The sequence below is a fragment of the Cypionkella sp. genome (genome assembly GCF_034376685.1).
GTDB lineage: Bacteria > Pseudomonadota > Alphaproteobacteria > Rhodobacterales > Rhodobacteraceae > Cypionkella.
This window is the reverse complement of the sequence record NZ_JAXMJJ010000091.1, coordinates 21,439-34,804: the sequence shown is the minus strand read 5'-3', so window position 1 is coordinate 34,804 and position 13,366 is coordinate 21,439. Positions and strand designations below refer to the sequence as shown.

Genomic DNA, 13,366 nt, shown 5'->3' with positions numbered 1-13,366 from the left:
TGTGGGCAAACCCGCCGAGCCTGGCCTCTGTGCTTGACAAAATCCCGCCCATCCCGCCTTTTCGGCGCTGACGAGGGCTTACCCCCAAATCCACATGCCGGAACAAACACAGCTTATCCACAAGGCCGCCCCCATGCCGCGCCCCCTGCTTCTAGCCTCTGCATCGCCGATCCGCCTGCAGCTGTTGCGCAACGCAGGGCTTGAGGTGACAGCGCAGCCAGCGCGGATCGACGAAGACCTCATTCGGCAATCGCTTCAGGCGGATGCTGCCACTCCCCGCGATATTGCCGATGCGCTGGCCGAAATGAAGGCGCGCAAACTGGCCGAGAAAAACCCCGATGCGCTTGTGCTGGGTTGCGACCAGATCCTTGCCTTCAGGGGGCAGGTCTTTGGCAAACCCGAAACCCGGGAAGAGGCCCGCGCGCAGCTGACCGGCTTTCGCGGTCAAACCCACCAGCTGATCTCGGCTTTGGTGCTTTATGATGGCGGCAAACCGATCTGGCGCCATATGTCAGAGGCCAAACTGACGATGCGTGATCTCTCCGACAGCTATCTGGATGATTACATCACGCGCAACTGGCACGCGCTCCGGCACGCCGTTGGTGGCTACAAACTCGAAGAAGAAGGCATCCGCCTGTTTTCCGCGATCGAGGGCGATTATTTCACCATTCTCGGCCTGCCCCTCCTCCCCTTGATCGGCTATTTAGGTACCAGAGGCTTTATCTCAACATGACCGATCTGCCCCGCATCCCGCTTGCCGGCGTCATAGGCCACCCGATTGCCCACAGCCGTTCGCCCGCGCTGCACGGCTTCTGGTTGCAGCGCTATGGCATCAAGGGCCACTACATTCCGATGGATGTGGCCCCCGAAGACTTGCGACAAGTGCTTGAAATTCTGCCGAAACTTGGCTTTGTTGGCGTCAACGTCACCATCCCCCACAAAGAAGCCATCCTGCAAATCGCCGATGTTGTGACTGACCGTGCCGCTCTGATCGGTGCCGCCAACACGCTGATTTTTCGCAAAGATGGTCGCATTCACGCCGACAACACAGATGGTGCGGGCTTCATCGCCAATCTGCGGCAGAACGCGCCAGATTGGGATCCCACCGCTGGCCCCGCCGCGGTGTTTGGCGCAGGCGGTGCCGCCCGCGCCGTCGTCGCCGCCTTGATCGAGGTCGGCGTGCCAGAGATTCGCATCGCCAATCGTACCCAGCCACGGGCTCAGGCCCTGCGCGCGGATTTTGGCGCAAAACTGCAGATTTATGATTGGGTGCGGGCCCCCAACATGCTGGAAGGGGCGGCCACCGTTATCAACACCACCTCGCTGGGCATGTCAGGAAAATCTGATTTCCGGGTGCCGCTGGACGGCCTTGAACGCGATGCGCTTGTCACCGATCTGGTCTATAACCCACTGAAAACAAAATTCCTTCTGGAAGCCGAAGCAAAGGGCTGCACCACAGTCGACGGCCTTGGCATGTTACTCCATCAGGCGGCCCCCGGCTTTGAGCGCTGGTTCGACCAAAGGCCAGAGGTTGACGAAGCCACCCGCCAAGCCGTGCTATCCGCATGACCTTCCGGCTCGGCCTCACCGGCTCCATTGGCATGGGCAAATCCACCACCGCCGCGATGTTCGCTGCAGCGGGCCTGCCGGTCTGGGATGCCGACAGCGCCGTTCACCGCCTCTACGCCACTGGCGGCTCCGCCGTCGCCCCCATTCACGAAATCTGCCCCGAAGCCGCTGTAAACGGGGATGTTTCACGTGAAACATTGAAGCGCGCGATAGCCAGAGATCCTGCTTTGCTGACCAAACTCGAAGCCATCACCCATCCCCTTGTCGCGGCCGACCGCGCCGCTTTCCTCGCCAAAACCACCGCCGACATTGCGGTCCTCGACATCCCACTGCTGTTCGAGAAATCCAGCCAGCACGAATTTCACGCCACCCTTCTCGTCACCGCCCCGGCTGATCTGCAACGCGACCGCGTGTTGCAACGCCCCGGCATGACAGAATCCCACTTTCAGACCATCCTCGCGCGACAAATGCCCGACGCCCAGAAACGCAGCCTCGCAACCCATATCGTTGAAACGCTGGACCTTTCCGCCACCGAGGCCTATGTCAAAGCCCTGATCGCCCATATCCGAGCCCGCCATGCGTGAGATCGTCCTCGACACCGAAACCACCGGCTTTGAGCCCTCCGAAGGCGATCGAATCGTCGAAATCGGCGCGGTCGAACTGTTCAACCACCTGCCGACCGGCAAAACCTACCACCAATACATCAACCCCGAACGGATGATGCCGAAAGAGGCCTTCGACGTGCACGGCCTTGGCGATGACTTCCTGCGCGACAAACCCGTGTTCAGATCCATCGCCCAAGCCTTCCTTGATTTCATTGGCGACTCGCAGCTGATCATCCACAATGCCAGCTTCGACATGAAGTTTCTCAATGCCGAGCTGGCGGCGGTCAACCTGCCCAGCCTGCCGATGACCCGCGCCACCGACACGCTGATGATCGCGCGCCGGAAATTCCCCGGCTCACCCGCCACGCTCGACGCGCTGTGCCGTCGCTTTGGTGTCGACAACTCAGGCCGCGAAAAGCACGGCGCTCTGCTTGACTCCGAACTGCTGGCAGAGGTCTATCTCGAACTCGTCGGCGGCCGACAACCCGATTTCGGCCTCAATCCGACGCAACAAAGCAATCCAACTGCCACACAAACCGCCTCCGATTGGCGGCCCCGCCCGCGCCCAATCCCGCTGCCGCCCCGCTTGACCGAGGCGGAATCCGCCGCCCACATCGCTTTCATCGAAAAAATTGGCGCAGCGGCGATCTGGAAAAAGCGGCTCTGACAACGCCGAAAACGCAAGTTGAACCCTCGTCGCCTGATCGCCCAAACCAAAAGGCCCCTATGAAAACCATCTTCGTCACCGGATCCGCAGGCTTCATCGGCTATCACCTCTGCAAACTCCTGCTGGCGGAGGGTTTTCGCGTCGCGGGTTACGACGGTATGACCGACTACTACGATGTCAGGCTCAAACAGCGCCGCCTCGCCATGCTGCAACAAAACCCCAATTTCAGCAACACCGAGGCCATGCTCGAAGATCAGTCAGCCCTCGAATCCGCGATGCGCGCCGCCAATCCGCAGGTGATCATCCACCTCGCCGCCCAAGCTGGCGTCCGCTATAGCCTTGAAAACCCACGCGCTTATCTGAATGCCAACCTTGTCGGCGGCTTCAACGTTCTCGATCTAGCCCGCGAGCTTCAGGTCGAGCATCTGCTGATGGCCTCCACCTCATCGGTCTACGGCGCCAACACCGAAATGCCGTTTCTAGAGACCCACAAAACCGAAACCCCACTGACCTTCTACGCGGCCACCAAAAAGGCGAATGAGGGTATGGCGCATTCCTACGCCCATATCTACGGCTTGCCTGTCACCATGTTCCGCTTCTTCACCGTCTACGGTCCTTGGGGTCGCCCCGATATGGCACCCTATAAATTCACCAAAGGCATCCTCGAAGGCACCCCGATCGACATTTACAACAACGGCGATATGTGGCGCGATTTCACCTATGTCGATGACCTCGTGCGCGGCATCCGCCTGCTGATCGACGCCACCCCCCAGCGTCCCGCCACCCCCGCAGACATCCCCCCGGGCGACAGCCTCTCGCCCGCCGCGCCTTACCGCGTCGTCAACATCGGCAATTCCGACAAAGTCAAACTGTTGGATTTCATCGAGGCGATTGAAGACGCCACCGGATGCAAAGCCATCCGCAACTACATGCCAATGCAAACCGGCGATGTCGTGGCCACTTGGGCAGATGCCAACCTGTTGAAAACACTCACCAACTATCAACCCAAAACCAATGTCCGCGACGGCATGACCGCCTTCGTCAGCTGGTATCGCGACTATTACCAAATCTGAAACGCAAAAGGCCGACCCCGCAAGGTCGGCCCTCAGAACGCAATCGCGTGAAATCAGTTCGCAACAGCAGCAGGCTGCGCCCGCCGCGCAATCTCTTGCCGATACAGCGCCAGAAAATCCACCGTATCGATGTTCAGCGGCGGGAAACCCCCGTCGCGCGTCACATCCGAGATAATCCGCCGCACGAAGGGAAACATCAGCCGCGGGCATTCGATCATCAGGAACGGATGCAACTGCTCTTCCGGCACGCCTTCGACATGGAAAACCCCGCCGTAATCGACCTCCAGCAGAAACAGCGTATCGCCGTTCACCTTGTTTTTCGAGGTCACCTTGAACTTAGTCACGATGTCATACTGATGATCCTGCGCCCGCTTGCGCGCATCCAGACTGACCTGCACCTGAATATCGGGCTGCACTTCCGAAGCCGTCAGCCCCTTCTGTGCCACCAGGTTTTCAAACGACATGTCCCGCACAAACTGCGCCAGAACCGACATCTTGATCTGCGGCGCGCCGCCATTTTCCTCGGCCATAAGACCCACTCCCTGAAAAATCCTGCATACCCCTAGCAGGTCATGCAGCGCGCCTCAATCCTCGCCCCACTTGGAAGGCCGCGTTGTCCCGCCAATCTTGTCGCGGTCTGGCACCACTTCCTCATATTCCGCATCCACCCAGTCGGCCTCGCCCCGCCGCCGCACAACACCATGCAGCTGCACGCGGGCCGCCAGCACCGCAATCAACCCGGTCCGCACCGGCGGCACCAGCAGCAGCAACCCGAGAAAATCGGTGAAAAACCCCGGCAGGATCAGCAACATCCCGCTCAGCATGATCAACGCACTATGCGCCATCGGCTGCAACGCAGCGATACCGCCACCACCCCGCACCTCGCGCAACGCCCCCATGCCCTGCCAGCGGATCAATCCGATCCCCAGCATCGCACTCAAAACCACCCAAGCCAGCGTGGCCCACAGCCCGATCCAGCCGCCAACCACCACAAACAGCCCAATTTCCAGCAAAGGCCATGCCAGAATCAGCGCAAAAACCCACATCTCGGTCGTCCTCATCTATTCGCGGTGCATTCGCGCGCCCAAACCATAGACTTGGACGCCCCCAACACCTACATAAGGTTTCAACGCCCGGATCACCAACCCCCCGGGCCCGATTTGAGGCGCCTGATGAATTCCTCCCTGATTCAACTGCTCGTTCTGGCCGGAATCGCTGTGTTCCTGATCCTGAAATTGCGTGCTGTGCTTGGCACGCGCGAAGGTTTTGAAAAGCCGCCGCTTCCGGCAGACCCAACCCATCCGCAGCCAAAACTGGTGTCGCCCGTCCCGGAGGATGGCGTCGATCTCGACATCATCGATCACGCCCCGGCAGGCAGCCCCACAGCCCTCGCTTTGGCCGCGATGAAACAGGCCGAGCCCGGCTTCTCCGTCGGTGAATTCCTGCACGGCGCGCGCGGCGCTTATGAGATGATCCTGATGGCGTTTGAGCGCGGCGATATCGACGCGGTGCGCCCCTTCCTTGGCGATGAGGTTGAAGCCTCCTTCACCCAAGCCATCAATGCCCGTGAAAGTGCGGGCCAAACCGTCGAGGCCAATTTCCTTGGCTTGCGCGAAATGCACCTCGCCGATGCTGAATTTGATGCCACCACCCGCACCGCAGAAATCACCTTGCGCTACACTGGCGAACTGACCTCGCTGGTGCGCAACAAGGCGGGCGAGATCATCGAAGGCTCCGCCACCGAGGTCAAACGCCAGCGCGAATCCTGGACCTTCGCGCGCCGCATGGGCGTGCAAGACCCGAATTGGCAACTCGTCGGCACCAGTGATTGAAGCGTGTTGCGTCTCCCTGCAATCAAATCCTTGCTTGCGAAACCGAGGCAGCGATTGCAGCGCAAACGCGCTCGGCTTTGCAACCAAGGTCAAATCGACGCAACACGCTCAAGAGGCATGCGTGCGCTTCTCGCCTGCATTCTGGCCCTCGGCATGACAGCCGCGCCCGCCCCGGCGCAAATGCTGGATTTTGAGGCGCTGGACGGCTGGGCGGACGACAACCACGCCGCCGCCCTCACGTCTTTCCTGGCAACCTGCGACAGGCTCGACGCGCCCGATTGGCAACCGATCTGCAAGCTGGCCGCCGATGCCGGGGCTTCTGACGCTTCGGCGAAAGCGTTTTTCGAACTGATGTTCAAACCGGTGCTGATCGGCACTCCACCCGCTTTGTTCACCGGCTATTTTGAACCCGAACTCAACGGCTCCTACACCCGCACCCCCCGCTTCGCCTACCCGATCTACGCCCGCCCGCCAGATCTCCGCGATGGTCAGGTCTACCACGACCGCGCCACCATCGAGGCTGGTGCCCTGCGCGGCCGTGGCTTGGAAATCGCCTGGCTGGAAGATCCGGTAGAGGTGTTTTTCCTGCAAATCCAAGGCTCTGGCCGCATTCGCATGACCGATGGTCATGTCATCCGTGTCGGCTACGCAGGCCGCAATGGCCATGCCTATCGCTCGGTCGGCAAGGAAATGATCGCGCGCGGCATGCGCACCCCCGATCAGGTTTCGGCGCAAGACATCAAGCTTTATGTCCGCTCCAACCCCACCGCAGGCAATGCCCTGTTGTCGGTCAACCCGTCCTACATTTTCTTCCGCAAGATCGCCGATCTGCCCGCTGACAAAGGCCCGATTGGGGCCATGGGCCGCTCGATCACCACCCTGCGCTCGGTTGCCATCGATCCCGCCTTTACCCCGCTTGGCGTCCCGGTCTGGATCGAGAAAGCCGGCGACAATCCCATTCGCAGCCTGATGATTGCGCAAGACACCGGCGGTGCCATCAAAGGCCCGCAACGCGCCGATATTTTCTATGGCACCGGCGACGCCGCCGGTGATGCCGCTGGCACGATCAAAGATGGTGGCCGGATGATCCTGCTGCTGCCGATCGACCGCGCCTATGCCATGTTGCCGGAAGGCTGATCATGGTTCGCCGCCGCACTCTGCGCCCCGAAGAAGAAGAAATCTGGCAAACCGTCGCCCGCACCGCCAAGCCGATGCACCCGATGGGCCATGTCTTCCTCAAACCCACCGAGCCAAAGCCCAAACCGACACAAACCGCAGCCCCGGCCACGCCGCGGCTGCCGTTGTTTCGCTTGGGCGAAAAATCCCGCAGCAAGCCCGGCCATGATATTCTGCCCAGCCTGTCCGAAAGCCTCGCCGCAGCGCCCTTGCAGATGGATGCCAAAACCCACGGCAAAATGACCCGTGGCAAGCTCTCTCCCGAGGCCCGCATCGACCTGCACGGCATGACCCTCTCCGAAGCCCACCCCGAGCTGATCCGCTTCATCCTCAACGCCCAAAGCGCGGGAATGCGGCTGGTTCTGGTGATCACCGGAAAAGGCAAACGCGGCCATGATGTAGGCCCGATCCCGCAACGCATGGGCGCGCTGCGCCATCAGGTTCCGCAATGGCTGCGCCTGCCGCCGCTTGGCCCTACCGTGCTGCAAATCTCCGAAGCGCACCTGAAACACGGCGGCTCCGGGGCCTATTACATCTACCTGCGCAGACGCTAAGATTACAATTCCGTGATGCCACGGGCAGCGCGCCACTTCAGGTCAAGCACAAAATCTGGTGTATAAGGATGAAAAATACGTTGTCGCATTGGATGCGGGGTCGTAATCTGTTCATGTTATGGACACACTGAGCAGGAAACAGGGGAGGAACTAAAATTTGGGACACTCCGTCCCAAGTCGCAGCGGTAGCGCATACTGCGGACTGAATAGGAGGCTACTGTGGTAAAGGTTCGTCAATACGACAGAACTCGCTTTGGTAGACGGGAATGCGTTAAAGCGCACACCCGCCGTTATCCGAAACCGCGACAACTGACCTTTAACTTCTCACGGTGACAGGTCAATTACCAAAGAAAGGCCCGCCTTCGTGGGCCTTTCATCTATTATGCATTTTGAACAGGGACGATCAATCTGAAAAATGGCTTTTTGCACGTGTGATCGAATAAGCCGTTGGAATCATACAGTGTTTGTGTGGTTCTGGAACAAAATCGATTCAAAATCAAAGGGTTCGATAGTATCAAGCTTGACTGGTGAAGGCTGAGCCAGATGCTGCATTATTTCAAATGAACCTAGATAAGAAATTAGTTACCAAATCTTTAACGAAAACCTTAAGCCATTGATTTTACTAATTTCAAAATACGGTCCCAACTCGGGACCACACCTAGCGTGTCAAATCCGAAGCCACCGTTGCCACAGGCCGCAACACGATCTGGGTCGCATTCTGCACCGTCATCACCACCCCCGGCAGCAACCCGATCCGCGCCTGCCTGTCCGCTTCGAACGCGTTGGAAACGTCGCCCAACCGGTCCAGAATCGCAATCAAAGCCGCCGAATCCCCAACCACAAAATGCCCCGACCCTTTCGAGAACGCGCCCACATCCATGAACGTCACCTTCAGATCCGCCACCCGCGACACATCGGTCAGCGACCCCAACCTTTCATCCTGCCCGGTCAACAGCGCCGACAACCGCAGATATTTATCCCGGTCCGAGCCAAAGATCACAAATGGCTGCGGCAATGCCCCCATCGCATGGGCGCTGATTTTGAACACATCGACGTCGATATCCGGCGAGATAAAGACCACCCCGCCGATCAGACTCAAGGTCTTCTTGTCCCCCCGGATCGCGGTTTGCCGCAGCGCTTCCATCGTCAGCCCGGCCCCCATCGAATGCGCCACGATCAAGATCCGCTTCGCCCCCGCCCCCGCCACCTCATGCATCAGGCTTTCCAGCCCATCCCGCGCAAACAACGCGGAATCGCGGTCATACGCATAGCCCAGCGGCTCTGCCGCCGATGGCCAAGCATAATGCACCACCGCGCCGGGCAGTTTCAGATCATGCGAAAACTGCGCGACCCGATACACCCCTTCAGAGAAGTTGTTGTTATAGCCGTGCACAAAGATCACCGCTTCGCCGCCATTCGCCGCCAACTCGCCGTGCAGCTCTTTGCGGAACAGCACGTCGTTTTGATAGACGATCTGATCCGTGGTCAGGAAATGCTTGGCCGGATTGGCTTTGCCGTGGCGGGGTGGCCAGTTGATCTCGCCCAGCTGGCGATCTGGCGGCACCGAAACATCATAGCGGGCAAAGTTGATCTGTTCTGAACGATAGGTTCCGAAAGACCCGTCCTGATCCTGCTTGCGGGTGGTGCCGATAAAGATCCGCTCCACCTGCCCCACAGAGGCCGCCTGCGGGTCAAGCGTGACATGGCCGCGCGGCGAGCAGGCCAGCATCAGGGTCAGCGAGAAGATAAGCAGAGATCGGATCATGGCACGCCTTTTTCCGTCAAACTCTGGGGTTTCAACTGGCGGGTCAAGTGACGTTATGTTGCAGATGCGGAAAAGATGTGTCCGCGCGTGGTAATGGGATACAAGCCATATTTATCAAAGGTTTAGGTGGTATCGTTCAGGGTTTGTTAAGGCTCTGGCGGCGGCGAAATCAGCACAGGCAGCGCCGTGGTCAAATCTGAATAAAGGGTTAAGGGCACCCCCCTAACCCTTTGAAATCATATAAACCGCCACCCTGTCCACACGTGGCGCTTACAAAACATAGCGCGAGATATCCGCCGAGCGTGACAGCGCGCCCAGATTTTTCTCGACGAAAGCCGCGTCCACCACCACCTCTTCGCCCGACCGATCCGGCGCGGTGAACGAAAGCTCCTCAAACACCCGCTCCATCACCGTATAAAGCCTGCGCGCCCCGATGTTTTCGATGGATTTGTTGACCTCTGCCGCAATCCGCGCCAGCGCCGCGATCCCGTCCACGGTGAAAGAAACCGCAACATCCTCGGTGCCCATCAACGCCGCATATTGCCGGGTCAGCGCATTATCCGTCTCGGTCAGGATGCGGACAAAGTCCCCCTCCGTCAGCGGGGCGAGTTCCACCCGGATTGGCAAGCGGCCCTGAAGCTCCGGCAGCAAATCCGAAGGCTTGGCAACGTGAAACGCCCCCGACGCGATGAACAGGATGTGATCGGTTTTCACCGGGCCATATTTGGTGGACACCGTGGTGCCTTCAATCAGCGGCAGTAAATCCCGCTGCACGCCTTCGCGCGACACATCCGCCCCCCGCGCCTCGGCCCGCGCGCAGATCTTGTCGATCTCATCCAGAAACACGATGCCATTGTCCTGCACCGCAGCCAGTGCTGCCGTCTTTACCGCCTCATCATCGAGCAGCTTATCCGCCTCTTGCCCGATCAGCAGATCATAACTGTCGGCCACAGTGACCTTCTTGCGCGTGGTCCGCGTGCCGAAGGCTTTGAACAGATCCTGCAGGCCCTGCATCTGCATTTCCATGCCCTGCCCGCCCATCATCGGCATCGCAGTGGCGGCGTCAGCGATTTCCAACTCGATCACCGTCGCGTCCAGCTCGCCCCGCCGCAGCTTGCCGCGAAACATCTCGCGGGTCTGCTCGCGGGCGTCTTTGCCTGCCAGAGCTTCGATCACTCGCTCTTCCGCGGCTTGCTTGGCCTTTGCGGCGACATCTTCCCGCATCCGGGCGCGGGTGTCGATCATCGCGGCATCGACCAGATCGCGGATGATGCTGTCAACATCGCGGCCAACATAGCCGACCTCGGTGAACTTGGTGGCCTCGACCTTCAGGAACGGCGCTTTCGCCAGCTTGGCCAGACGCCGCGCGATCTCGGTTTTGCCCACGCCGGTTGGCCCGATCATCAGGATATTCTTTGGATACACCTCATCCCGAATGTCATCCGGCAAATTGCGGCAGCGCCAGCGGTTGCGCAAAGCCACGGCGACGGCGCGCTTGGCATCGCGCTGGCCGATGATGTGACGGTCAAGTTCCGACACGATCTCGCGGGGGGTGAGGTTGGTCATGCAGATCTCCTCCGCGGCAATACCGGAACCATCCGGCAGGCCGCACGTTGGTTTGGCAGAAACAATTCGGAGGCTATACGATGTCGATCCCCCACGAACTTGAAACGGAATTTTGGCAGGCCGTGGACTCGGACCGCACCATGATGTTGGGTCTTGTCGGCGTGGATGAAAGCCACACCCGTCCGATGACGGCGCAGATTGAGGGCGAGAAGGGCCCGATCTGGTTTTTCACCAGCACGGACAGTGAGATTGTTAAAAATCTTGCAGCCAGCAACCGGGCAATTGCTACGTTTGTCTCGAAGGGGCACGGACTTTTCGCCAGCGTGCACGGCAAGCTTGTGACCACCAAAGATCGGGCGGTGATTGACCGACTTTGGAACCCCTTCGTGGCTGCATGGTATAGCGGCAAGGACGATCCCAAGCTGGTTTTGCTGCGGCTTGACGCCGAGCAGGCTGAAATCTGGAAAGACGGCTCCAGCCTGATGGCGGGCATCAAGATGCTGGTCGGGATTGATCCCAAGATCGACTACAAAGACAACGTGGCGAAAGTTTCGCTGTCTTGACGCTTCAGGGCCAGCTTTCGGGCTGGCCTTTGCTTTGCGATCAGCGCGCAATGCGTTCCACCGTCAAATTGCCGTTGGTGAACACGCAGATTTCTGCGGCGATGGCCATGGCGCGGCGGGCGATGTCTTCAGCTGGCAGATCGGTGGTCATCAACCCCCGTGCTGCGGCGAGGGCGAAGTTGCCGCCGGAACCGATGGCGGTCACGTCATGCTCGGGTTCCAGCACGTCACCCGCGCCGGTGATCACATAAAGATCGCGGCCATCGGTGACGATCAGCATGGCTTCGAGATTGCGCAGATACTTGTCCATGCGCCAGTCTTTCGCGAGATCAACGCAGGCGCGGGCGAGTTGGCCGGGGGCGGCCTCCAGCTTTTTCTCCAGCCGTTCCAACAGGGTGAAGGCATCGGCGGTGGACCCGGCAAAGCCTGCGACCACATCATGCCCGCCGGGCGACAAACGGCGCACCTTGCGAGCGGTGCCTTTGATCACGGTATTGCCGAGCGAGACCTGGCCATCACCCGCCACCACAACCTCGCCCCCGCGACGAACGGCGAGAATGGTGGTGCCATGCCAACCGGGGAATTTGTCTTCGGCCATGTCGATCTCCCATATGCTGGCTTTATATGGAAGGCCGCGTGGGTGGGTGCAAGCGGCTGCTGGCGGGTCTGGGGGAAAACGCCTAGTTTGCCGGGATGAAACCGGTGCTGAATTTTTATCTGGACGACGGCAGGCGTGCCCGTGCCGAGGCAGGCGCGGGAATTTTTGGCGCCGTGGTGGGCGTGGTCAACGCGGCGGGCTGGGAGGTTCGATATCACGGGCAAGAGGCAGATATTGCAGGTGAGGGTTATCACCTTGTCTATAACCGCCCGACGGAGGGGCCGTTCTGCTTTAGCTTAAGGCGTTGTTATCTGGAAAAATATTACCGGATTGAGGCGACGAATGACCGATGGGACTGGGAGGTTGCCGGGCTGCCGTTTCCGGGCAAACCGGGGCAGGCGTGGTTTCAAAACTATTGGGCCGAGCGGCTGTTTCGCGGGCTGACGATTGCCCAAGGCGGCTATATTTTCATGCCGTTGCAGGGGAAATTGCTGCAGCGGCGGCATTTTCAGACTGCGTCTCCGGTTGAGATGATCCGGGCGACTTTGGCGGCGGACCCAGCGCGGCGGATCGTGGCGACGCTGCATCCTCGGGAGGTTTACTCTGAGGCGGAGCTGGAGGCGCTGCGGGGGATTGAGCGGTTTGAACTGGTGACGGGCTCGTTGCCGTGGCTGGCGGGCTGCGATTATGTGGTGACGCAGAATTCCTCGCTGGCGCTGACCGGGTTCTTTGCGGGCAAGCCTGCGGTGCTGTTCGCGCGGATTGATTTTCACCACATCGCAGCCTCGGTGCATCGGTTGGGCGTGGCGGGGGCGTTTGAGGCGGTGCAGCGGGTGCCGCCCTATGCGGATTATCTGCACTGGTTTTTCAAGAAACAAGCGTTGTGCGAGGTGGGCGATGACAGCGCTGCGCAGATCGCGGCGCGGCTGCGGGCGCATGGTTGGCCACTATGAAAACTTGGCCGCTATGAAAAAAGGCTCCCCGAAGGGAGCCTTTGATCGGGTTTTCGGTAGGCTTAGACCGCCGTGGCGATCCAGTTGGCGAGGGCAGCTTTCGGGGCCGCGCCGACTTTGTTCGAGACGACTTCGCCGTTTTTGAACAGGAACAGCGACGGGATACCGCGCACGCCGAGGGCGGCGGGGCTGTCGGGGTTCTCATCGACGTTGATCTTCACGATCTTGACGCGGCCTGCGTATTCGGCGGCGAGTTCTTCCAAAGCCGGGCCGATTTGGCGGCAAGGACCGCACCATTCGGCCCAGAAATCCACGACGACCGGGATATCCGATTTGCGGACTTCGGCGTCGAAAGTGGCGTCGGTTACAGCGACGGTATTGGCACCCATGATGGGATCTCCTAGGGGGAAATGTCAGGCATTGAACCTAGGGACGGCAGGCTGCT

Annotated in this window: 16 protein-coding genes; 10 read left to right on the top strand and 6 right to left on the bottom strand. The window is 59.9% G+C overall.

Annotated features, from left to right (window positions below; genetic code table 11):
* The first annotated feature begins 133 nt into the window (after nt 1-133).
* From U1A24_RS17100 to U1A24_RS17080, 5 genes are read left to right on the top strand one after another with little or no spacing between them, the layout of a single operon-like run.
* Nucleotides 134-733 carry a Maf family protein gene (locus U1A24_RS17100; protein WP_322323192.1) on the top strand — a complete coding sequence of 200 codons (600 nt, stop codon included), beginning with the start codon at nt 134-136 and terminating at the stop codon, nt 731-733.
* Nucleotides 730-1,569, top strand: a complete 840-nt coding sequence (locus tag U1A24_RS17095; protein WP_322323191.1) for a shikimate dehydrogenase — start codon at nt 730-732, stop codon at nt 1,567-1,569. The genes U1A24_RS17100 and U1A24_RS17095 overlap by 4 nt, the downstream gene beginning before the upstream one ends.
* Nucleotides 1,566-2,153, top strand: a complete 588-nt coding sequence (coaE, locus tag U1A24_RS17090) for a dephospho-CoA kinase (RefSeq protein ID WP_322323190.1) — start codon at nt 1,566-1,568, stop codon at nt 2,151-2,153. The genes U1A24_RS17095 and coaE overlap by 4 nt, the downstream gene beginning before the upstream one ends.
* Entirely contained in the window at nt 2,146-2,841 is a 696-nt protein-coding gene (dnaQ, locus tag U1A24_RS17085) for a DNA polymerase III subunit epsilon (RefSeq protein WP_322323189.1), read from the top strand. Before coaE ends, dnaQ begins: the two co-directional genes overlap by 8 nt.
* Before the next feature lie 59 nt (nt 2,842-2,900).
* On the top strand, nt 2,901-3,914 hold the full coding sequence (locus U1A24_RS17080; protein ID WP_322323188.1) for an NAD-dependent epimerase/dehydratase family protein: 1,014 nt from the start codon (nt 2,901-2,903) through the stop codon (nt 3,912-3,914).
* Nucleotides 3,915-3,967: 53 nt separating this feature from the next.
* Here U1A24_RS17080 and secB read toward each other — a convergent pair whose 3' ends face one another.
* Together secB and U1A24_RS17070 are read right to left on the bottom strand one after the other, a co-directional pair.
* Nucleotides 3,968-4,444 (bottom strand): protein-export chaperone SecB, encoded by a 477-nt coding sequence (secB, locus tag U1A24_RS17075; protein ID WP_322323187.1) that lies wholly within the window; start codon nt 4,442-4,444, stop codon nt 3,968-3,970.
* 54 nt (nt 4,445-4,498) lie between these two features.
* The gene (locus U1A24_RS17070) at nt 4,499-4,975 is read right to left on the bottom strand and encodes an FxsA family protein (protein WP_322323186.1); all 477 of its coding nucleotides are present in this window, start codon (nt 4,973-4,975) and stop codon (nt 4,499-4,501) included.
* Nucleotides 4,976-5,086: 111 nt separating this feature from the next.
* On the opposite strand from U1A24_RS17070, the gene U1A24_RS17065 reads away from it, so the two are divergent.
* From U1A24_RS17065 to U1A24_RS17055, 3 genes are all read left to right on the top strand, one after another.
* Nucleotides 5,087-5,746: a Tim44/TimA family putative adaptor protein gene (locus U1A24_RS17065; RefSeq protein ID WP_322323185.1), complete on the top strand. Its 660-nt coding sequence runs from the start codon at nt 5,087-5,089 to the stop codon at nt 5,744-5,746.
* A 117-nt stretch (nt 5,747-5,863) separates the two neighbouring features.
* Nucleotides 5,864-6,883, top strand: a complete 1,020-nt coding sequence (locus U1A24_RS17060) for a murein transglycosylase A (protein ID WP_322323184.1) — start codon at nt 5,864-5,866, stop codon at nt 6,881-6,883.
* A gap of 2 nt (nt 6,884-6,885) precedes the next feature.
* Nucleotides 6,886-7,476, top strand: a complete 591-nt coding sequence (locus U1A24_RS17055) for a Smr/MutS family protein (RefSeq protein ID WP_322323183.1) — start codon at nt 6,886-6,888, stop codon at nt 7,474-7,476.
* Nucleotides 7,477-8,134: 658 nt separating this feature from the next.
* On the opposite strand, the gene U1A24_RS17050 is transcribed toward U1A24_RS17055, so the two are convergent.
* Entirely contained in the window at nt 8,135-9,241 is a 1,107-nt protein-coding gene (locus U1A24_RS17050; protein WP_322323182.1) for an alpha/beta hydrolase, read from the bottom strand.
* 270 nt (nt 9,242-9,511) lie between these two features.
* Complete coding sequence (gene hslU, locus U1A24_RS17045) at nt 9,512-10,807, bottom strand: ATP-dependent protease ATPase subunit HslU (protein WP_322323181.1); 1,296 nt, start codon at nt 10,805-10,807, stop codon at nt 9,512-9,514.
* A gap of 80 nt (nt 10,808-10,887) precedes the next feature.
* Here hslU and U1A24_RS17040 point away from each other — a divergent pair, with 80 nt between their 5' ends.
* Nucleotides 10,888-11,370 carry a pyridoxamine 5'-phosphate oxidase family protein gene (locus U1A24_RS17040; protein ID WP_322323180.1) on the top strand — a complete coding sequence of 161 codons (483 nt, stop codon included), beginning with the start codon at nt 10,888-10,890 and terminating at the stop codon, nt 11,368-11,370.
* Nucleotides 11,371-11,410: 40 nt separating this feature from the next.
* Here U1A24_RS17040 and hslV read toward each other — a convergent pair whose 3' ends face one another.
* On the bottom strand, nt 11,411-11,968 hold the full coding sequence (hslV, locus tag U1A24_RS17035) for an ATP-dependent protease subunit HslV (protein WP_322323179.1): 558 nt from the start codon (nt 11,966-11,968) through the stop codon (nt 11,411-11,413).
* A gap of 104 nt (nt 11,969-12,072) precedes the next feature.
* On the opposite strand from hslV, the gene U1A24_RS17030 reads away from it, so the two are divergent.
* On the top strand, nt 12,073-12,921 hold the full coding sequence (locus U1A24_RS17030; RefSeq protein ID WP_322323178.1) for a hypothetical protein: 849 nt from the start codon (nt 12,073-12,075) through the stop codon (nt 12,919-12,921).
* A gap of 62 nt (nt 12,922-12,983) precedes the next feature.
* Here the strand turns inward: U1A24_RS17030 and trxA are convergent, their stop codons facing one another.
* Nucleotides 12,984-13,310: a thioredoxin gene (gene trxA / locus U1A24_RS17025; protein ID WP_322323177.1), complete on the bottom strand. Its 327-nt coding sequence runs from the start codon at nt 13,308-13,310 to the stop codon at nt 12,984-12,986.
* Between the last annotated feature and the right edge of the window lie 56 nt (nt 13,311-13,366).